Raw genomic sequence first — 19,471 nt, forward strand, 5'->3', positions numbered from 1 at the left:
GATTGGGGAGTAAGAATAGAAGATACGATTCCGTAATCCTCACTGACAATTCGTACTTGTAACGCTTCCAGACCAATGTTAGAAATCCGCCTCGGGTCCCGTACTGTTGCTCAACCTTCCCACTGAGCCAAATCGTGTAGCCCCTCGGCAGGAGGATGAACAAAACCATTAACTTACGACATGAAAAGGAGGCGGTAAATGGGCGAATGCTCGCACTGTGGCACAACAGATGCCCTGACCCGCAACTGCAACCACTGCGGGAAAGAGGTCTGCAGTAACTGTACTCTTCCCGAGAAACACAACTGCGCTGCAGTCGATTTCTTCGGAAAGAACTCGAAACACCTGCAGAACGACCTCGACGCTCGTCGCGATCCCGACAACGAGTCCAGCGACTCAGACACGTTCGAGTGTAGCGATTGTGGCGAGTCGTACGAGTACTTCGCCGACGCCCAGCACTGCTGTCAGGAGTCTCCCGAGCCGGTCGACAATCCACGGACTCACGGCGGGTCTGGACGAGATCGAGAGAAGGCCGATTTTTCGTCCAGTCCTGACGTCAACCCGGACGGCTCGATCAACGACGAGGACCTAAACGCCGAACTTGACCGAATCCGCGAATCGGCGACCACTGAGCAGGGACTTTTCGATGGTTTCTCGCAGAAACTCGGACGTCTCTGGCTCAAGATCAAGCTCGGGACTCCTCGTCTGCGCACACTCGTCCTCGTTCTCGCTATCGGGATGCTCACTGCCGGCCAGCTCGGCTTCGCGCCCGTCCCAGGCTTCCCGGTCGATACCTCTCCAGCGGAGTCCCTCGTCGATGATGCGATGAGTCCAGCAGCAAACGGTACTCACGAAACAACACGAGCGTCAGGGGGTTCTACCAACGGCGGAAGTTCTGGCTTCTTCGATCAAGATCTCAATCGAACGCGAGTCGAGTATCTGATTCACAAAGGGATAAACGAACGGCGGCAGGAACACGGCCTCCAGCCCATTGCATTCGATACGGACCTCCGAACTATCGCTCGGTATCACAGTCGCGATATGGGCGAGGAACAGTATTTCTCTCACACGTCACCGGATGGTGAATCGATGGAGGACAGATACGAGAAGTACGATTACTCCTGTCGAGTCTCTACTGGCGGAAACCAATATGCGACAGGTGCGGAGAACATTGCATACACGTATTTCGACGAGGATGTAGTCCGCGATAACGGTGAAGTGGTTCACTACTCCAACGAAGAGGAGCTCGCGCAAGGCCTCATCAATCAGTGGATGAACTCTACGGGGCATCGGAAGAACATCCTCAAAGAGTACTGGAAGAACGAGGGTATCGGGATCTACGTGGTTGAGGTAGACGACAAGACGAGGGTGTACGCGACGCAGAATTTCTGCTAACGCTCGCCCGTCCGCTAGAGGTTCGGTGCTGACATCTCCGGCTCGCTGTTCGGCAACACCAAGAACGTCCTAGTCGAGGCCGCCGGCCGCGAGCACAACACCATGCCCGACGCGGTGGAAGCAAAGCTCAACGGAATCGAGCAAGGCAAGCTCGTAGAGGGTCAATCAGACGAAGAAGAGCGTATCTCTGCCTGGCTCGGTTCTCCGGAACTCACTCGTCGGTCCACTCGCGCAGGTCAGACTTTTAACGACCGACGGTGACCCTCCGTTCATGCAGGATGACGCCCGGTTCCTCGCCGACTCCCCGGACCGGCTCGCCCTCCTCACCCGACTCCGCGAGGGTGTCGCCGGCCCCGCGACCCTCGCCGATGACCTCGACTGTACGCGTCGAAGCGTCCAGCGCAACCTCGCCGCCTTCGCCGATCGGGGCTGGGTCGAACGCAGCGACGGCGGCTACCGGCTGACCACCGCCGGAGACCTCGTCGCGACGACCCACGCGGACTACCTCGACCGACTGGAGCGCCTCGACCGCTTCGCTCCGCTATTGCGCCACCTCGACGCCGACCACGCCCCGCCGCTCTCGATGCTCGGGGACGCCGACCTTGTCGTCGCGACGCCGGAGAACCCGCAGGCACCGGTCCACACCTACGTCGACCGCCTCAAGCGGTTCGAGGGTGACACTGTCCGGATGTGTTCGCCCGTCCTCTCGCGCATCTTCCACGAGGCCCACGCCTCGCTGGCAATGCGAGGGGTCCACACCGAGCTCGTGCTCTCGGAAGCGACGGCCGAGAAGGCCCGCGAACTCAATCCCCTGGAGTTCGAGACCGTTCTCCGCGTCGGCGTCCTCGACCTGTATGCCCACTCCGACCCAGTTCCGTTCGGCCTGACCGTCGGCGAGGACCGCCTATTGCTCGCGGCCTATAACGAGGAGGGACGTCTGGAAGCTTGCCTCACCTCGGACGACCCCGACCTTCTCGCATGGGCCGGTGATCTCTTCGAGCGCTACCGCGAGCGCTCGGTGAAGGTCGAACTGTCGGGTGGCTTCCCCCTCGGTCTCGGTTCGCAGTAGGCCGGTCCTCGACGCCAATGGTGACCCGGCCACTGAGGTGACAGCCCCTGTCACGTAGGCCCGGAGGTGACGTAAAGCCCCGACAGCGTGTTCCTCCGAGTATGAAGGTCCTCGTCGCCGGCGGCACCGGCTTCGTCGGTACCGCCCTCGTTCAGGAACTGACTGCCCGCAATCACGATGTGACCGTCCTTGCGCGCTCGCCCGAGGACGCGGACCTGCCCGCGGGGGTCGACCGCGTTACCCTCGACCTGACGAGCGCCGACGCCACCGCGGTCCGGGAGTCCCTCGCCGACCACGACGCCGTTGTCAATCTCATCGCACTCTCGCCGCTGTTCACCCCTAGCGGCGGGAACGAGATGCACGAGACGGTCCACCTCGGCGCGACCGAAGCCCTTATCGCCGCCGCCGAGACTGCCGGTATCTCCCGGTTCGTCCAGATAAGCGCCCTCGGCGCCGACACCGACGGTGACACCCACTACATACGGGCGAAGGGTCGGGCCGAGACGGTCGTCCGCGACTCGGCCCTCGACTGGGTCATCGTTCGCCCTTCCGTGGTCTTCGGAGACGGCGGGGAGTTCGTTGACTTCACCCGACTGCTAACGACGCCGTACGTCTCCGGCCTCCCCAGCGGCGGGAGCACCCGGTTCCAGCCCATCTGGGTCGGCGACCTGGCCCCGATGCTCGCCGACTGCGTCGACGAAGAAGACCGCGGGGGCGAGACCTACGAGCTCGGTGGGCCCGAGGTGTTAACCCTCGCGGACGTAGCTCGCCAGATATACGCCGCCGAGGGGAAGTCACTCCGGGTACTCCCGATTCCGATGCCGCTGGCGGAACTCGGACTCACCGTCGGCGGGGCCGTCCCGGGCTTCCCCATGGGGCCCGACCAGTACCGATCACTCCGGTTCGACAACACCGTCGGCGGGGGCGACTCCGACGCGAACGACGTACACGCCTTCGGCGTCGGCCCGGCGGAACTCCGGACGTTCGATGACTACCTCGCCGGCGGCGACGGTGACGGGGGTTCCGAGACCGACTCCGAGTCGGTCCTCGTCGGCGTGGAGACGCTCGGTCTGTTTACGTTCCTTTCGATAGCGTGGTTCCTCCCCGAAGTCGTCGACATCTACTCGATTCCGGGACTAGTCCTGTTGATCATCCCCTCGTACTTGGTGAACATGGTGTTCTACGACGGCTTCTTCGGCCTCGAAGCCGTCGTCTACGCGCTCGAAAGTATTGTCGGCGAGTCGCCCTCTTTGTGGGACGCTGGCCTACTGGTCACCTACTACCTGTTCTCGGTCGCCACCGTCGCCCTCGGTCGGGCGCTGAAGCGCAGGTTCAGATTAGTCTCTGCTGACGAACAGCCCTCCAATGCCCAATGACGCTTCGCTACACCGTCGCCGCTGGCTGTCTGCTCGTCGGCCTCTTGCTCGTCGTGCAGAGCCTCGTCGTCTCCCCGGAGATCACCTCCGTCGAGTGCACCTCGTCGTCCTCGGTGAACACCACCGTGCCGAACCCGACACCCGACTGCGTCCGGACGACTGAACCTGCGACCGGCCAGCGGCTCTATACCCTCGGGCTCGGCGCTGGAATCGCTGGCCTCGGGGTCGCAATCGTCGCCCTCGACCGTCGAATTGTTCGTCGGGAGCGCAGAGCGTGTTGAGTGATCCTGTCGCCTTACAGTGGAAGAAGGTAGCAGCAGTGTACGGTTTGCTCGCTGTTTTGACCTGAGCTCCGACTGATGCCGGGAGCGCGATATACGGTGTGCCACTGCCGATTCAAGCGGTGAGGGGTCTCGAGCACAAGACCATGTCCGACGCGGTGACGGCGAAACTCCAGGAGATCGAGCAGGGCGAGCTCGAGGATGGTGCGTTCGACAAAGGCGAGGATACCCCTTTGAGACCATCCACAGAAGGCTTTTGTGACAGTCGTCTGAATCGCCGGACGATGCCCTCCACACGCCTCGTCTATCGAGTGGTATCCCTCAGCGTCCTCGTTTGCGTCTGTTCGAGCACCGCTATTGCCTCGTTCGGAGTTGTCCACGGAACGACCAACAACGCCGCGACGGGATGTTTCCCCGGCGTGGACTCGATAGAGCGTGGGGAAGCCGTCGGTGACGTAGTCGAAATGAAGATGCTACTCTGTTTCACCGGATCAGTCACCATCGAAGGTCCGGGGTATAGCGGCAAAGCGACGCTCGGGGATGGAAACAATTCCGGACACGTCACCCTACACCTGGACACCGGCGTCAACGGTTCAGCCGTCTTCGACGTCACCTCCGACCGACTTGACTCGGTACCGATGAACGCGACCGGCGACGGGTCGTTCGAGCCCGGAAACTACACCGTCACGATCCGCGACGGGAGCGGAGACGTTGCCGATACGATCACCTTCGAGCTCGACGAACCGCAGTCCCGAACGAACGTGACAGGTGACGGCCCGACCGTGTATCGGGCGGCGAACGCCAGCTTCGAGAGCGTCGCGTCTATCGAAGACGCGATTTCCACGGGTAGGGCCGAGCCTGCCGACGCCGTCGCTGTCGGGGATACCCTCATCGTTGCCATCGAATCCGAACAACTCGCCGACGCGATGAATACCACGAACGGTTCGACCACAGAGCAGTTCTTCACCGCGTTGAATGGCAAAGCGGAGTTCCGCATCATCCAGACAAACCCCACCCCAGAGGCAAACAGAAAGTTCGCGGCGATGGGTCAGGAGAACGTGACAGCTCACCGCGTCGGGACGACCGTGTACGCTGTCGTCGAGACGGAGAACCTTACGGTCAAATACCGCCGCGTCCTTCGAGAGACGCAGTTCGACAGCGGGGATCGATTCGCCGTTCAGTTCGGATACGACCTCCCCGACACCTGGTCACGGGCGACCGTTCCGTCGAGTCCGATCATCGAATTCCAACCACGGTCTCAGCTGACGACCACACAGTCCCAGACGACAACACGGCCAGAAACACCGATTCCGTCAACACACCCGGAATCGGAGACTTCCACGCTCAGGGGTTCGACGACATCTGAGCAAGTGACGTCGAAGGGAACCAGTGACGATCAGGCCGAGACTTCCGGTGTTCCGGGATTCACCGCACCGACGACGCTCCTCGCACTGCTCGGATTTGTAGTTCTGTGGATTCAGCGGTCATATAATCGATAGACTCGTCTTGGTCACGTCTGTACTGGAATAGTGTCGGGAAGCCACTTGACTGCTTGCTGCCAAGCCAGATGGTGATTCCTTCGGACCAAAAGTTCCTTTCAGTTGCCTTCTCTGCGTCGTAATGCCGAACATTCATACTAGTGGTCTGATATGGTCTAACTGCGCGTAGTACGGGGATTTCGATACCGGGCGGGGAGGAGACCGACCCCGCCGCGCAGATCACGTCCAGACCTTGGACGCACCCATCTTACTTTCACTTCCGGTCCGGGTATGGCTCACCTCTTAGTCACACTCCCGTGCATAGCCAGATATGTCGCAGCAAACGCAGAAACCGCAGAGTGAGAGGACCGACTACGGCGCGACCATGGTCGAGCTCGCCAAGCGCCCCGACGGCACGTGGGAGGCGACCCAGCCCGGCCTCGACGTCGTCGGGACCGGGCCGTCCGCCGCGCGAGCGACAGAGGACATGGCCGCCACAATCGCCGACCAGTTCGACACTACGGATGCCTAGGTCGCGACTTGCAGCGCTCGCGCCAAAGGGAAAGGCCGACCTACTCGGTGAGATTGCGAACGAGCTCGTCGACCTCCGCCCGGACCTCACCCGATTCTCGCCGCCCGCCACCTGGTCCTTCGGTCGGCGCCCCATTTCGTCGGACTCCAGCCCGACGGCCACGCCGTCTACAACTGGCAATACACTAGATTCGCGTCAGCGGTTCCGTTCGATGACGAGGATGTCTACGGTGGCGAGTCGGAGATGGTCGCGCGCGGATAACATCCATCAACGAGACGTCCCGGAATCAAGAGTATGTCTGGGTGCATCCCGACTTCTGTGACCGGATACCCTAACTGATTCACAGTGTCGACTGGCAGTCTAATCGCTATCGAGTTGTAGTCTGTCGTTGAAAACCATGGCTTCACGCCGTCGCACCGGCGCGAAGTCCCTACCCATGGCAGGCATGTGGTCACCGATCGAGGTGACCAACCAAACCTATGCAGTCAGTACTGACGTGCATCTTACTTGTTTGAACGACAACGTTTAAAAGTTATGTATTCTGATACTATGCGGGTAGTTGTCGAAGTAAAAATTGAAACACAAAACACTTAATGGTAGGATTACATTTCTCCGACTGTACCCCTACCCGACAGGTGTTAAGTAACGTTGCTCGCCTCCCCAGAGGATTGCGCAACCGAAAGACTCCTGTCAACGAAGACAACCCCCAACCATGACAAACACAACCGAGAAGGTTCGCAGCGTATTCCTCGCTGCACTCCTCGTCATGTCGGTGTTTGCCGTCGTCCCCATGTCTGCGAGTGCAGACCTGGACGGCGACGCCTACGCAAACACCAGCAACGGCGAGATCGAAATCGGAAGTACCGAAACCCAAATAATCAACGTCGCTGGCGTGACTGACGCTGGTAACAGCGACACAGTCACCATCGACATCAGCGAAGCCACCGACGCTGGTCTCGACGTTAGCGTCGACTCCCTCGGTGCTAACGTTCTGGACAACGAAGAGACTGGTCTGTCCGGCGATACACTGACGCTTGACCTGGCGGACGATACCGACAACGAAACGGTGTCGGTTACACTGTCCCTCGACGCGACGGGCGACGATGTCGAGGAAGACAGTCGGATCCGCTACGGCATCAGCTCCGACGGTGATTCGCTGAGCAGCAGTGCAACTGCTTCGTTCAAGGTCATCGACTCGGCGTCCGCCGACCGCACGTTCGGTGGCGGCGACTCGGCGACCATCTACGCCGGTGAGACGATCACCTTCAACACCGAAGGTGAGCCGACCAACGTTGTCACCATCTACGAGAACACTGCTGACGACGGCACCGACTGGGAGCAGGTCGACCGATTCTCGACCGCGCCCGGTAACCTGGTGAACTACGACACGTCCGACCTCGAAGGTGAGTTCGTCGTCACCTACGACGACGAGGAGCCGGACTCGGACGATTCGTCGAACTCGCAGACTGTGCTCGAGGTCAACCCACTGGACCTCGAAGCGACCGCGCAGGACGTCAACATCACGACCGAAGAGGACATCGTGGTTGACGCTTCCTCTGCGGACTTCGGCGGTGACTTCTCCGCGGAGCTCTACGAGGAAGGCACGGACTTCGAGGACAACGACGCGCTCACTAGCGAGGACGAGACCTTCGACGGCACGGGTGAGGCGACCGTCAACCTCGGGAACATCTCCGAGATCGAAGACCAGGGCGCTGGCGAGTACGTCGTCCGTGTCGTCCACGACGCCACTGGTGTTGAGGTGACCACCGACACGCTCAACGTCACTGAAGCTGGTGATGCCTCGGTGAGTGTCCCCCAGGACACCATCTACCAGGAGCGCGGTGACGTAGCGAACGTCTCGATCGAACTCGAGAACCGTGACGACGCCTACGTCCAACTGGGTGGCGACTCCAGCAACTTCATGGCGAACTTCACGGTGGTTGACGAGGACGGTAACGGCTACGTCAACCTCTCGATCAACACCTACGACTCGATGGGTGCGACCGCCATCACCGGTGACAACGGCTTCGTCAGCGTCACCAGTGATGATGACTTCATCTCGACCTCCGGCGCGAACGCCATGAGCGACGACCACGGCATCTACGTCGGTAATCCGCTCGAGCCCGTCGGTGACGGCGAGGACGAGGTCGACGCGCTGGACAACCCGATGGCGGCGGGTAACTACGACCTCGTTGTTGCGCAGGCCAACGACGACCGCGACTCGAAGACCATCCTGAGCGTGAGCGACCCGTCGGTCGACGAGGTCAACACGTGGGTCCACGAGGGCGTCAGTGCAACCAACCTGCCTGACAGCGGTGAACTCGACGAGTTGCTCAACGGTGTCGCGGAGACCGACACCATCGCCAACGGCGACTACGTCGTTGTCGAAACCCAGGTCTCGGGTATCTACGGCTACATCGGTGACGCTGGCTTCGCGGACGACGAGACCACCCCCGGTGACGACACGGTCTACCTGAACCTGACCCAGACCAACGCCGGCCCGAACACGAACGGCAACACGCTGTACGGCGGCGACGCTGAGAAGATGTACTTCGACGCGGGGAACAACACCGTCTACGCGGTCTTCCCCGACGAGAGCGGTGACTTCTCCGACGGTCAGGAGTACAAGGCCGACTTCCACGTCCCCGAGGAGAACGCGGCGTACAAGAACGACCAGAACGCGTCTGCGGAGTTCGAGGTCGCCGAGCGTTCGATCGAGTTCAGCAACCTGAACTCGAGCGACATCCTCGAGGTCGAAGCGAGTGAGAACGCGTCCGTCGAGGGCACGACCAACCTCGCGCCCGGTACGGCGGTCGACGTCGAACTCGAGTCGTCGGGCCAGCTGTTCACCAAGACCGTCGAGGTCGGTGACAATGGCACGATCAGCGCCACGTTCGACCTGAGCGGTCAGGACGTCGGCACCGAGCTCTCGGCGCTGCTGTCGGCCGACTCCGACACCGAGGCGACGGCTGACGCCGTTGTGGTCGAGCAGGTCGACGATGGCACGGACGAGACCACCACCAGTGACGGTGGCGAGGACACGTCCACGACCACGACGACCACCACGACGACCACGACCGAGGAGACCACGACCGAGGAGACCACGACCGAGGAGACCACCACCACGTCGAGTGACGGTGGCATCCCCGGCTTCGGCGTGGCCGTCTCGCTGGTCGCCCTCGTCGCGGCTGCGCTGCTGGCACTCCGCCGCAGCAACTGAATAGCTGACTAACCACCGAACCCTTCCGGGTTCGATTCGATTGCAGCCCCCATTTTTCGGACGCTACCCTGGTAGTGACAGCAATCGAAGCGATAGCTTCAACGTAGAAGTCCTCTGGTGAACTGCTCGAACTGTACCAAGGGATTTGAAAGGGACTGTACGAGAACCCTGGTTCCCGTACAGACCGTACGCAATTGTGTCTGTTTAAATGAGCGCCCAGGGTGTACGAGAGCATGGGCAACATCGCCTGCTACTGTCGCGTGTCCACCGCCGACCAGAGCCTTGAGCGCCAACTGACCTCCACCCAGGAGTTCGCCGAGCGAGAGTTCGGCGCGGAGCTGGCCGACCTCGAGATCTATCGCGACAAGAGCACCGGGACCAACACCGACCGCTCGGGCTACCAGAAGATGATCGACGATGCGGACGCCGGCGACCTCCAGGCCGTGGTCGTCCACAGCGTTTCGCGCATCTGCCGGTCAATCTCCGACCTGGAGCGAACGGCCGCCCGCCTCGAGGCCGCCGACGTGGAGCTCCACATCGTCAGCGAAGGGCTGACGCTCCGCCCCGGTGACGAAGACCCGTTCCAGCGGGCGCTGTTCCAACTGCTCGGCGTCTTCGCGGAACTGGAGGCGAACATGGCCCAGCAGCGGACGAAAGAAGGAATCGCAGCCCGCCAAGCGAACGATGACTACCACCACGGTCCGGCCCCGCTCGGTTTTGAGAAGGACTCGGGCCGCCTCGTAGAGGCGGAGAACTACCACGACGTGGTGGCGGTCCTGGACATGGTGGCGAAGGGAGAGCTCTCGAAACGGAAGGCCGCGGAACGATTGGATACGTCTCGGCCGACAATCAACCGGGCGCTGGACCGAGAAGAGTTGTACGCAGTCTGAGAATCAGTCGTCAGCCAGGACCGCGCCGGAGGGGCGGAGTTGGAGTGTGCGCTCGCCTTCGGGGCCAGTGATCAGCACGCGGTCGCCTTTCTGAAGCCCGAGATCTTCGACAGCTCCCTTCGGGAGTGAGACGTGATACGTCCCATCATTCTGCTGGACGATCATCGATTCCATGACGTTCTTCGAGAGAAGTCCGCCGGTATTCCGCTCCGAACGCCCTTTTTCTATACTCATGTGTACAGCAGTGTACCCTCGGATAAATAAAACGTAACAACTCACGACAACTGTACCTTACCCCGCACAGGTATTGTTTTTCCGATATTTTAGGTTCGAATGAACGGAACGTGGAGAGTGACGGCCGCGGTCCGGTAGCTCCGGGCTGGCGGTCGGGGTATCAAACCATGACCCGAGTACGCGGGCCTCCTGGCCCGAACACCTCCTTTTCGGAGGAAACGGGACGACGAACCGCCCAAGAGAACGGCAGAGGCTGTCAGTACGTCACGCCGGGCGGCCGGTGTGGCGACGCTGGCGTGACCCACCAGGTCGGTGGCGTCAGCCTCAAGCTCTGCCACGGCCACCTCGAGGCCGTTCTCTACGAGAACGACCTGGCCGCGCCGCCGCGATCGCCGCGGGGCCGGCTCGCCAGGAGGGCTCGAGCTTGAGCTGGCCGTGGTGGTTCACCCGATCCGATGCAGAGATTCTCGTCGGGGCGTGGATGTTGACGGCAGTCGGCTTCGCACTGTTGGGCATCCTAAACGCCAATGCCGTGATTAGCCTGGCTGTCGGGGCTCTGCTGTTCGTCGGCTTCTGCTGGTACACCAACGAACCTGGAGAAGATGTGGAGGCCAGCGCGTGAACCGAGAGACCTACGCCCACCTCGTGGGCTACTCGACGCTCGCGCTGATCCTCGGAACGGCCAGCTGGAGCACGTTCGGCTGGGTATTCGCCCTGCCGCTCGTGCTCGGGACGCTGGCGCTCGTCGGCCGGGCCGGCTCGAGCCTCGTGATCGAGAAGGCGCGGATCGACGATGAGCCGCTGGACCTGAGCCCCGATCAGTCGCCGAAAGCGGCGACGGATGGCGGCCGGACAACCCGGCTCTCACCCGCCGAGGTGGCGGATGCAGTTCGGGAGCACGGGGCGGAAAACGTCCAGGACGACGCGATCGCCTGGGCGATCGAACAGGGCGGATTGAACGCGGGTGGCGGCCGGAACCGCCGACACACTACTTCAGAACGGAACTAAGCACACAGATGATAGATAGAAAGCAACTGCTGGCGGTATTCGCGGTGTTCGCTGTCGTGACCAACATGACCGCTCCGGCACTCGCGGCGGCCACCGCACCGAGTAGCGGCCTCGGGATGAACCCCGACGCCGACCAGTACCCCGAAACCAGAATCGTCGAAGATCAGCTGACGATCGAGAGCCACGACCGCTCGAGCATGTCGTGGCTCCAGTACGAGAACGACAACGGCAAGATCGAGACCATCGACGCCCACGTGAACGGTACCGAGTCGGGCGCGAAGGTCTCGTACCGCGCCGACCAGCTTGAGCTCGCCGAGTTCGGCAAGTACCCGCGCCAGGGTGACGAAGAGAACAACAGCGTCACCTGGCTGAACGCCGGCAACTGGACGAGCTCCGGCGGCGTCACCGTCTCGGATAGCGCCGGGTCGACCGCCTCCGGCGTGGAGTCGGTCGAGATCGCCACGGACGGCTCGTTCACCTCGGGAAGTAGCGGCCACGTCGCCTACGGCGAGCAGTCAATCACCGACGACGCCGAGAAGCGGTACCTCCAGCTCGTCATGAACGTCGACAGGCTTGAGAGCAGCGCGGTCCTCGAGGTCCAGGTCCGCGACGGCGGCGGCGACTACGTGGCGGCGACCGTGGATAGCTCGGCGAACGCTTCGAAGGCGAACGTAATCGCCAACCAGACTGCCTCCGGCGTGATCTTCCAGGAGCAGCTCGGCCAGCTCGAAGTTCAGGGCTCGGGTGACGGTAGCCTGGACGGTGTGGAGGAGGTCCGCGTGGTCGCCACTGATGGCGACGTGACGGCCACGGTGGTCGGGCTGAACGTCCAGAAGAAGAGCCAGTGGGACTTCGGTGACGAGAAGGTCCCGGACACGAGCACGGACGACAGCGGCGACTACACAACTGAGCGAGTGATCGACCGGCCCCAGGGCGGGGCAATCATGCTGGCGGACTTGGCGAGTCTCGGGAGCTTCGCGTCTGACGCGGTGGTCCACAAGCTGACCTACTACGACGTGGAGTACCGGATGCAGGACAAGCCGAGCGCGGTCTCGGCGGAGTTCCGGGACGCCGACAACCGGTACCCGAACTTCAACGTGTTCGACTTCACGTACCGGCGGACGATTCCCGCGGCGTACGACATCACGCACGGGAATTTGACGCTCGAGACCAACCAGACGTTCCTTAGCGAGCGGTACGTCCAGCTCCGGGTCGCCGAAGGCGTCGGCGACACCGAGACCTCGGAGATCTCCGACAGCTCCTGGATCGACCTCACCGGCTCGCTCGGCGAGGCTGGGACGTGGCTGACCGCCGACAGCACCGTGAGCGCCGACAAGACGTACGTGATCGACGCCGAAATCAAGGTCACCGACGACCAGCAGAGCGCGCTCGAGCAGGCCGCCGGAGGTGGTGGCTTCTGGGGCGGCGGCGGTGGCGGCAACCCGTTCATGAGCCTCTACAACTGGGTCGCGGGCGGGTTCGTCGGCCTGCTGACCGCGCTGGGCCTGAAGAGCAAGGCCGGGAGCTGATCGTCGATGCCTGACGAAGGACCGCGGCTGACGAAGGCCATGACGTACATCAGTACGTCCAGGCAGTACGGCGGCTTCGCCGAGTCGTTCGTGTACGGTGCCGGCGGGCTCGTCATGGCGTTGTTCACCATCATCATCGGTATCGGAGAGGCGTTCGCGGGCCTAATCATTCGGCCAACGGACGCCTTCAGCAGCGTGACGGCGCTGCTGATCGACGCCGGGTTCGGAGCGCCGGCGAGGTTTCTCCAGTCGGCCTGGAACACCGCGGCGGTCGCGCTCGGGATGGACCCGTGGTTGCAACTTGGGCCGTTTCTGGCGACTGTCGCAATGGTGGCGTTCGTCGCCACCCTCTGGGTTCTGATCCAGTTCCTGGACGCGATCGACGCGGACACGCCGACCGGGATCAACCTCCCGTTCATCAATCTGGACACCGGCGGCGACATGGAAGACGAGAACGACTGACCATGACTGGCTACCGCCGCCTTCGACCGAGTGCTACTCACCGGCCCCCCGGAGGTGCTGGCTCCTGTGAGTAAGTCGTCCCGAACCACCCTGAACGAGGGCGGGAGCATGAACCTCTGGGCGACCACGTACATCAAGGACGGCGAAATCCTCGTCGGGAAGCTGGTCAGCTCGCTGCTCGGCGGCCTGTGGTTGGCCGTCGCAGGGGGCTGGATCACCGTCATGCAGTCGATCAATCGGGTCCACATCCAGATCCTGGACGCGGCGGCGGGAATGGTAGTCAGAATTGTCGAGGCGGCTGGTGGTGGCGGGGCCGAGACCATCCGGGTCGCCTGGGCCGAGGCGTACAGGGCGGCGGTGGCCGCGAACCCGCTGCTTGCGCCGGCGCTGATGACGCTCGAGATTATCCTGGTCTCGGCGCTGCTACTGTACGCTCGCCGGAGGTGGACGTAGATGGGAGACAAGTCTGTCTCCTGGTCCAGCCTCACAGGTGTCCCGGACTGGGTTGGTGATCTAAAAACGCTGACGACAGCGGGAAGCGGCGGTATCGTGGGAACCCTCGTGACGATAGCGACAGACCCACGGGATTGGCTTCGAGAGAACGTCTTTGCGCTGATCGCCGAATGGATTGTGAACCAGATCCTGGATGGGGCGACGTACATAATCGGCTGGGTCGTCTTCGCGTTCGACCGTATCGCGTCGATTATCTTGGATGCGCTCGGCCCGGTCGCCACGCCGTTCGAGATCATCGGGGACGCCGTAGTCGGCGCTGTCGAGACGGTGTACGGCGTGGCGCTCGCCGCCGCCCATGCAGCAGGGTTCACAGGCCCGCCAGCAGCGGCGTTCGCTGTCGCGCTGGTCTCGGCGGCGCTGGCGGCCGTGGTGTTCGCGGTCTGGAAGGCGCTCCCGGTCACGGAGGCACTCGGCGGCGGCATGGAGGCACTACGGTAATGGCGCGCAGAGACCTCGCCGCGGGCGTTCTCGCCGTCCTCGGCCACGGCTTCGCATGGGTATCGCACACCGAACAGATCTGGATGCCGATGGCGGGCGCATACGTCCGGTACGTTGCTCCCGCCACCGGCCTCCCCGACCTCCGAGGCCCGTTCCTGTTCATCACGCTGGTGTACATCGGCCTCCGGATCGGGGACCTGTGGGACAGACGAGACGACTTGGAGGACACGATATGAAACCCGAAACCAACCGGTACAGACACGGAAGCGGCGTATCGAGCGGAAAGAAGGAGGTGAGAGCATGGCGGTGAGCCCGGTCCACTGGGCGCTGTCGCACCCGGCGCTGGTGCTGACCGCGGCGCTCGGCCTAATCGCGGTGGTCTGGGCGTACGACGCCTACGAGGACGCCGACGACGGCAAGGAGGCGCTGGGCGGCTTCGCCGAGAACGCGAAGAGCGGGACGGGCGGCGCGCTGAACGTCGTCTTGGCGTCCCTGGTAGCGTTCGTGGGCTGGGCGGCGACGTGGTTCGGTACCGCGGGCGAGTTCGTCCAGTTCCTGATCGGGGTCGCGCCGCAGTTCCCGCTACTGAGCTCGACGATCTTCACGATCGGACTCGGAGCGCTCGGCCTCGGCGGCGTGATCGAGCTGAAGGCGATCCACTTCATCGGGTTCAGCGCGCTGGCGGTCCTGATCGCACTGGCGTTCCGGACGGACTTCGGGGAGGTTAGCCTCCAGTGAGACGGACCGCCGCGCTCGTGGCGCTCGTCGGCTTGTCGTGAGTGGAGCCGCCGCGCCGATCGTGCTCGCCCAAGACGGCGACACGGGCGCGGCGGCCCGTGATCTCACCCTGGAGGAGCTGACCCCCGGAGGCACGAAACCGACGAACGCACCGGACAGTATCCGCGCGAACGGCCGCTACGGCGAGTTCGCCGTGAAACAGCTCCCGACCGGCCTCATGGTCAACGAGGGCGAGCGGTCGCCGAGCTGGCGGTACATGAGGTCGGGTCAGACGATCTCCCGGAACTACCTCCAGCTGTGGAGCAAGCGCCCCTACGGGGCGGACGGCGAGGATTACGTAGTGGAGATCGCCCACTACCGGGTCGGCCCCGAGCGGTACCAGACCGAAGACGGCGGGACCGCCACCCGGAAGGCGGCGCTGAACGTTACGACCTACGAACGAACCGTGACGTTCTCGGGCGGCTACGACTTCGCCCGAATCGACCTCCGGGAGCACTACGACCAAAAGGTCCGGACAGTCATGTGCGTCCGGTCGCCGGGCGAGGCCAGCTGCCTCGAGAACCCCGGCGATACCCGCTGGACGTTCTACCACAAGTCCAGCAAGGCGACGCTCCCGATCGAGACCAACAGCGCCGGCGCGCGGCTGGCGTGGGGCATCCTTTCGCTGTTGCTCCCGTTCTTCGGCGCGACGGTGACGACGCTGTACGCCGGCAAGAAGTTCGTGGAGAAGGCGAAGGCCGGCCCGCAGGTCTCGGCGCTGTGGTGGGTGCTGGCGGCGATCGGCGGGATCCTGTTTATCGTCGTGGGCTGGAACTGGATCTCGGCCAGACTGATCCGGGCGCCGTGGCTCGTGGCAGCAGCCGGCGGAATCCTGCTCGGCGTAATCGCCGTGGAGTGGTTCGGTCGCCGGACGTACGGCGCCGGATTCCTCCAGTTCAAGCTCGCCGAAGGGTTCGACCCGACGGATCCGAACGACGTGCAGGAGGCCCAGCAGCAGGCCAAGAAGGCAGAGGACCCCGAGAACGACACCGACGCGCCGGGCGTCCTCAAGGCGTCGTTCAACATCGCGCGGTTCGCCCGCGGCGATCAGGGCGAGCGGTCGGTGATTCGGAAGGGCATCCGGAAGTTCTGGGCTCGAGCGCGCGGGGCGACCGCGGACTTCGAGACCGACGGCAACATGCAGACGAAAATCGAGGTGGACGGCCCGATCGACGAGCTGTACCTCCTTGACCCCGAGGACCCGGACCCGATGGAGTACCAACCCGAGCACCACGCAATCGAGTTCCCGGACCTCGTGACCTACGACGACGAGGGGAACGCGACGTACCACCCGGTCCCGTACCTGATGGGGATCGGGGCGCTCGGGTTCTCGTGGGTCGCCGGCCAGCTGGCGGCGGGCTCGGGACTGCTCGGCCTGTTCGTCGGCGGCGTGATCCTGTTTGCTACCCGAATCGCCAAACCCCGCAAGGGCCGGTTCTTCGCCAACCTCGCGCCGGTTCACTACCATCACGCGGTCGGGACGATGCTGACCCACGCTCGAGGGCTGGCCGACGCGAAGAGCTGGGAGGACTGGTTCAAGAACTACGCGGAGAGCGAGGCCGAGAGCCACGCCGACCGGAAGGAACTGCTGGACGACCGGAGCGAGAGCCAGCTGGAACAGCTGTACGACCGGTACGTGGGCGAAGGCTCGTCTGACGCGCCGGTCCGGAACGGCAACGCCGGCCAGGAGGTGACGAGTGACGACTAACGCCGAGAGCGAGGCTCAGGACGTGCTGGCCGAGGGCGCGTTCCCGGACGAGCCCCGCGGCGAGGTCACGATTACCGACGGGCTCCGGACGGTCTTGGGGGTGGCCCAGGAGGCCGCCAACGGCGCGGGCGCGTCCGGCCTTGAGGTCGACCCGGAGGATCTCCGGGACGAGTTCCACGACGCGCTGGAGACGGCGGGCGTGGAGACGCACACCCGCCCGGCCACGGCGAAGCTGACCCACGACCAGGCCGACCTGCTGGTGGACCTCTTGGCGGGGTTCGACAGTCGGCGGGCGATTCTCGAGTGGGAACAGGAGCTCGTGATCCAGACGGTCGGTCAGCTCAAGGACGAGTGGTACACCCGGACAGCCTCGGACGCTCCGACCGTGGCGGCGCTGCTCGGCGAGCCCTGGGGGCCATGCGAGACCATGCCGCCGGAGCTCGCCGTGGAGATCCGGCGTGGAATGGTCGCCAAAGACCTGCTGCCGGCGTTCCACGCGGCCCACGAGGTCGCCAGGTGGGCGGCGGTGGAGCGGGTCGACCACCTGGACGACGACGCCGAGGGTGACGGCCCGGACGAGATCGACCCGCAGGCCCAGAAGTACCCGCTGATGCGACCGGCGTTCGGCGAGGTGGCGGGCCAGCAGGCGGCGGCGCTCGAGGCGCTCTTGGAGGGATTCAGATCGGCCGAGGAGCTGCTCGGGTGGACGCTCCGAGTGGTCGGCGCGTCGTACGCCCAAATCGACCGAGAGACGGTCACGACGCCGTACTTCGAGCAGCCGCTTCGGCGGCGGCTCGTCGGCCAGGACCCGGACGGCCGCGACCGGTTCATCCGCGAGAGCTGGGCGGCCGAGTTCCTGCTGCCGGCGTTCAACCGGGCCGCTGACCAGCTGGGTCAGCGGGCCTCGGAGGTCACGGCCGGTCAGAAGTACCACGCTGACACGGGGAGCGGATCTATCACATGAGCAAGTCAGACCGAGACGCGCGGCCCGCTGGGGTCGCACAGAAGGACGAACAGGCCCACAATCTCCTGGAGGTCGTCCAGGACCGCCAACTCCTGAAGGCACGGCTGGAAGGTCTCGAGGCGCCGAACTTGGACCAGACGCGGGAGGTAACGGGAGAGGGCGACCACCACACGGTCGGCGAGAACCTCCGGCGCGCCTTCGGCTTCCGGCGCTGGGCGGCGGTCCTCGAGGACCTTGAGGACGAGCCTCACCCGGCGATCGAGGGCGCGCCCCATCCGATTGTCCACCATCCGCGGGCGTTCCTGGATCACCTGATCCACCTGGACGACATGGACAAGCTCCGAATCGAGCACGACGAGTTGGGCGGGCTCTCGAGGGAGCGCCGCGAGGTGTTCCGCTGGCTCCAGGACCACCCCGAGATCGTCCGCGACCTCCGCAACGGCGGGACCGACTGGCTCGCCTACGGGCCGAAAGGGAGCGGCAAGTCGACCATGACGATCGCGCTCCCGGTGATCCGGAACCTCGGAATCAACCCGGACGCGGTGGTCTGGCGGGGCTCGCCAGCGCGGGCCGAGTGGCTCCCGCTCCGGGCCTGGACGCGGCTGTGCCTCCCGAAGGGACTGGAGGTCGAAGCGGTGCTGGACCCGCCAGCGGACGACATGGAGCCCATCCCTGTCGACCTCGAGAAGATGGTGTACGAGGTCGTCCGGTACAAGAACATCCGGGACCTGAACCACGAGGTCCTCCAGGAGGGAATGCTCCACGTCGTCTACCCGGATCCGAAGTTCCGAGGGGCGACACAGGCGTACCGGGAGGCTGACGAGATCCAGGAGATCCGGCACTACGACGCCTGGGGCGTGCTGAACGGTCGGTACCCCGAGATCGCCGAGCCGGACCCGTCGGAGGTGACGCCGACGAAGATGTGGTGGTTCGCCTGGGCGATCGACAAGATCGACCACGGGCCGCCGATCTGGACGAGCTGGGTGTGTGACGAGATCGGGAACGTCATGCCGGAGCACGCGAGCAACGACTTCCACCGGCTCCACGACCGGATCAGCGCCTACCGTGACAAGTACGTGGACGCTCGCCGCAACAAGTTCAGTCAGTACGGGATCGGCCACGACGTGGACGACGTTCACAACCTGATGCGGAAGAAAAAGCGGTGGCAAATCACGATGGCGGGGGTCGACAACCCGACGGGGAAGACCGTCGGGATGGGCGAGGCTCCGATGGACGAGAACCTGACCCAGCGGATGAAGCTCGGGGAGGCTTTAAGTTGGAATAGTCAGGACTACGCGGAGTTCTCGTGGGACGACATTCCGGCCTGGGCGAAGGTTCCGGGCCAGCTGCATATCCGGTTTCCGGAGCTCCAGGAGGCGATCAAACAATGCTCGCGGTGATTTCCGCCGATTTCGGCGTCGAGACGGTTCGAGGCGTCGGTTCGCAAACGATTCGGCGATATTCCGCGCGGCCGGCGCTGGCTGGCAGTACGCGCCCGCGCGTAGTTACGTTACGGGAGTCAACCCCCCTCCCCCCTACCATGGTTCCAGAAATTAAGAGCGAGAGAGTCTATAACGCAAATATAAGCAGTACAGTGCCG

Annotated in this window: 19 protein-coding genes and 1 pseudogene; 19 read left to right on the top strand and 1 reads right to left on the bottom strand. The window is 63.7% G+C overall.

The window, feature by feature from the left end; translation table 11 throughout:
- Positions 1-198: 198 nt before the first annotated feature.
- From DVR07_RS11725 to DVR07_RS11755, 8 genes and pseudogenes are all read left to right on the top strand, one after another.
- Complete coding sequence (locus DVR07_RS11725; protein WP_115797472.1) at positions 199-1,392, top strand: CAP domain-containing protein; 1,194 nt, start codon at positions 199-201, stop codon at positions 1,390-1,392.
- A gap of 271 nt (positions 1,393-1,663) precedes the next feature.
- Positions 1,664-2,461 (top strand): helix-turn-helix transcriptional regulator, encoded by a 798-nt coding sequence (locus DVR07_RS11730; RefSeq protein ID WP_115797473.1) that lies wholly within the window; start codon positions 1,664-1,666, stop codon positions 2,459-2,461.
- A 101-nt stretch (positions 2,462-2,562) separates the two neighbouring features.
- Positions 2,563-3,498: pseudogene (locus DVR07_RS11735) on the top strand (complex I NDUFA9 subunit family protein); the annotation flags it as partial.
- Between the two features lie 335 nt (positions 3,499-3,833).
- A complete protein-coding gene (locus DVR07_RS21605; RefSeq protein WP_162829534.1) occupies positions 3,834-4,118 on the top strand; it encodes a hypothetical protein in 285 nt (94 codons plus the stop codon).
- Positions 4,119-4,264: 146 nt separating this feature from the next.
- On the top strand, positions 4,265-5,617 hold the full coding sequence (locus tag DVR07_RS11740) for a hypothetical protein (RefSeq protein WP_115797475.1): 1,353 nt from the start codon (positions 4,265-4,267) through the stop codon (positions 5,615-5,617).
- Between the two features lie 310 nt (positions 5,618-5,927).
- Positions 5,928-6,128, top strand: a complete 201-nt coding sequence (locus tag DVR07_RS11745; protein WP_115797476.1) for a hypothetical protein — start codon at positions 5,928-5,930, stop codon at positions 6,126-6,128.
- 790 nt (positions 6,129-6,918) lie between these two features.
- A complete protein-coding gene (locus tag DVR07_RS11750; RefSeq protein WP_162829535.1) occupies positions 6,919-9,348 on the top strand; it encodes a BGTF surface domain-containing protein in 2,430 nt (809 codons plus the stop codon).
- A 233-nt stretch (positions 9,349-9,581) separates the two neighbouring features.
- Positions 9,582-10,238 (top strand): recombinase family protein, encoded by a 657-nt coding sequence (locus DVR07_RS11755; RefSeq protein ID WP_115797478.1) that lies wholly within the window; start codon positions 9,582-9,584, stop codon positions 10,236-10,238.
- Positions 10,239-10,241: 3 nt separating this feature from the next.
- Here DVR07_RS11755 and DVR07_RS11760 read toward each other — a convergent pair whose 3' ends face one another.
- Entirely contained in the window at positions 10,242-10,472 is a 231-nt protein-coding gene (locus DVR07_RS11760; RefSeq protein WP_115797479.1) for an AbrB/MazE/SpoVT family DNA-binding domain-containing protein, read from the bottom strand.
- Between the two features lie 424 nt (positions 10,473-10,896).
- Here DVR07_RS11760 and DVR07_RS21610 point away from each other — a divergent pair, with 424 nt between their 5' ends.
- The 11 genes from DVR07_RS21610 to DVR07_RS11810 all read left to right on the top strand — a co-directional run bounded on the left by DVR07_RS21610 (position 10,897) and on the right by DVR07_RS11810 (position 19,271).
- Positions 10,897-11,094 (top strand): hypothetical protein, encoded by a 198-nt coding sequence (locus DVR07_RS21610; RefSeq protein ID WP_162829536.1) that lies wholly within the window; start codon positions 10,897-10,899, stop codon positions 11,092-11,094.
- On the top strand, positions 11,091-11,480 hold the full coding sequence (locus DVR07_RS11765; RefSeq protein ID WP_115797480.1) for a hypothetical protein: 390 nt from the start codon (positions 11,091-11,093) through the stop codon (positions 11,478-11,480). Before DVR07_RS21610 ends, DVR07_RS11765 begins: the two co-directional genes overlap by 4 nt.
- A gap of 8 nt (positions 11,481-11,488) precedes the next feature.
- Positions 11,489-13,009 carry a hypothetical protein gene (locus tag DVR07_RS11770; protein WP_162829537.1) on the top strand — a complete coding sequence of 507 codons (1,521 nt, stop codon included), beginning with the start codon at positions 11,489-11,491 and terminating at the stop codon, positions 13,007-13,009.
- A gap of 6 nt (positions 13,010-13,015) precedes the next feature.
- Positions 13,016-13,471: a hypothetical protein gene (locus DVR07_RS11775; RefSeq protein WP_115797482.1), complete on the top strand. Its 456-nt coding sequence runs from the start codon at positions 13,016-13,018 to the stop codon at positions 13,469-13,471.
- A 66-nt stretch (positions 13,472-13,537) separates the two neighbouring features.
- The gene (locus tag DVR07_RS11780; protein WP_115797483.1) at positions 13,538-13,924 is read left to right on the top strand and encodes a hypothetical protein; all 387 of its coding nucleotides are present in this window, start codon (positions 13,538-13,540) and stop codon (positions 13,922-13,924) included.
- The gene (locus tag DVR07_RS11785; RefSeq protein ID WP_115797484.1) at positions 13,925-14,422 is read left to right on the top strand and encodes a hypothetical protein; all 498 of its coding nucleotides are present in this window, start codon (positions 13,925-13,927) and stop codon (positions 14,420-14,422) included.
- Positions 14,422-14,658: a hypothetical protein gene (locus tag DVR07_RS11790; protein WP_115797485.1), complete on the top strand. Its 237-nt coding sequence runs from the start codon at positions 14,422-14,424 to the stop codon at positions 14,656-14,658. The genes DVR07_RS11785 and DVR07_RS11790 overlap by 1 nt, the downstream gene beginning before the upstream one ends.
- A 64-nt stretch (positions 14,659-14,722) precedes the next feature.
- On the top strand, positions 14,723-15,160 hold the full coding sequence (locus DVR07_RS11795; protein WP_115797486.1) for a hypothetical protein: 438 nt from the start codon (positions 14,723-14,725) through the stop codon (positions 15,158-15,160).
- A 37-nt stretch (positions 15,161-15,197) separates the two neighbouring features.
- Positions 15,198-16,907, top strand: a complete 1,710-nt coding sequence (locus tag DVR07_RS11800; protein WP_115797487.1) for a hypothetical protein — start codon at positions 15,198-15,200, stop codon at positions 16,905-16,907.
- Positions 16,897-17,871: a hypothetical protein gene (locus DVR07_RS11805; protein ID WP_240318876.1), complete on the top strand. Its 975-nt coding sequence runs from the start codon at positions 16,897-16,899 to the stop codon at positions 17,869-17,871. The genes DVR07_RS11800 and DVR07_RS11805 overlap by 11 nt, the downstream gene beginning before the upstream one ends.
- A complete protein-coding gene (locus tag DVR07_RS11810) occupies positions 17,868-19,271 on the top strand; it encodes a hypothetical protein (protein ID WP_115797488.1) in 1,404 nt (467 codons plus the stop codon). Before DVR07_RS11805 ends, DVR07_RS11810 begins: the two co-directional genes overlap by 4 nt.
- Positions 19,272-19,471 lie beyond the last annotated feature (200 nt).

The sequence above is a fragment of the Halorussus rarus genome (assembly GCF_003369835.1).
Taxonomy (GTDB): domain Archaea; phylum Halobacteriota; class Halobacteria; order Halobacteriales; family Haladaptataceae; genus Halorussus; species Halorussus rarus.

Coding starts and splice junctions, on each gene's coding strand:
- DVR07_RS11785 (WP_115797484.1), top strand. CDS start 13,925: ATGGGAGACAAGTCTGTCTCCTGGTCCAGCCTCACAGGTGTCCCGGAC.
- DVR07_RS11775 (WP_115797482.1), top strand. CDS start 13,016: ATGCCTGACGAAGGACCGCGGCTGACGAAGGCCATGACGTACATCAGT.
- DVR07_RS11810 (WP_115797488.1), top strand. CDS start 17,868: ATGAGCAAGTCAGACCGAGACGCGCGGCCCGCTGGGGTCGCACAGAAG.
- DVR07_RS11790 (WP_115797485.1), top strand. CDS start 14,422: ATGGCGCGCAGAGACCTCGCCGCGGGCGTTCTCGCCGTCCTCGGCCAC.
- DVR07_RS11795 (WP_115797486.1), top strand. CDS start 14,723: ATGGCGGTGAGCCCGGTCCACTGGGCGCTGTCGCACCCGGCGCTGGTG.
- DVR07_RS11770 (WP_162829537.1), top strand. CDS start 11,489: ATGATAGATAGAAAGCAACTGCTGGCGGTATTCGCGGTGTTCGCTGTC.
- DVR07_RS11730 (WP_115797473.1), top strand. CDS start 1,664: ATGCAGGATGACGCCCGGTTCCTCGCCGACTCCCCGGACCGGCTCGCC.
- DVR07_RS11740 (WP_115797475.1), top strand. CDS start 4,265: ATGTCCGACGCGGTGACGGCGAAACTCCAGGAGATCGAGCAGGGCGAG.
- DVR07_RS11745 (WP_115797476.1), top strand. CDS start 5,928: ATGTCGCAGCAAACGCAGAAACCGCAGAGTGAGAGGACCGACTACGGC.
- DVR07_RS11760 (WP_115797479.1), bottom strand. CDS start 10,472: ATGAGTATAGAAAAAGGGCGTTCGGAGCGGAATACCGGCGGACTTCTC.
- DVR07_RS11755 (WP_115797478.1), top strand. CDS start 9,582: ATGGGCAACATCGCCTGCTACTGTCGCGTGTCCACCGCCGACCAGAGC.
- DVR07_RS11725 (WP_115797472.1), top strand. CDS start 199: ATGGGCGAATGCTCGCACTGTGGCACAACAGATGCCCTGACCCGCAAC.
- DVR07_RS11750 (WP_162829535.1), top strand. CDS start 6,919: ATGTCTGCGAGTGCAGACCTGGACGGCGACGCCTACGCAAACACCAGC.
- DVR07_RS21605 (WP_162829534.1), top strand. CDS start 3,834: ATGACGCTTCGCTACACCGTCGCCGCTGGCTGTCTGCTCGTCGGCCTC.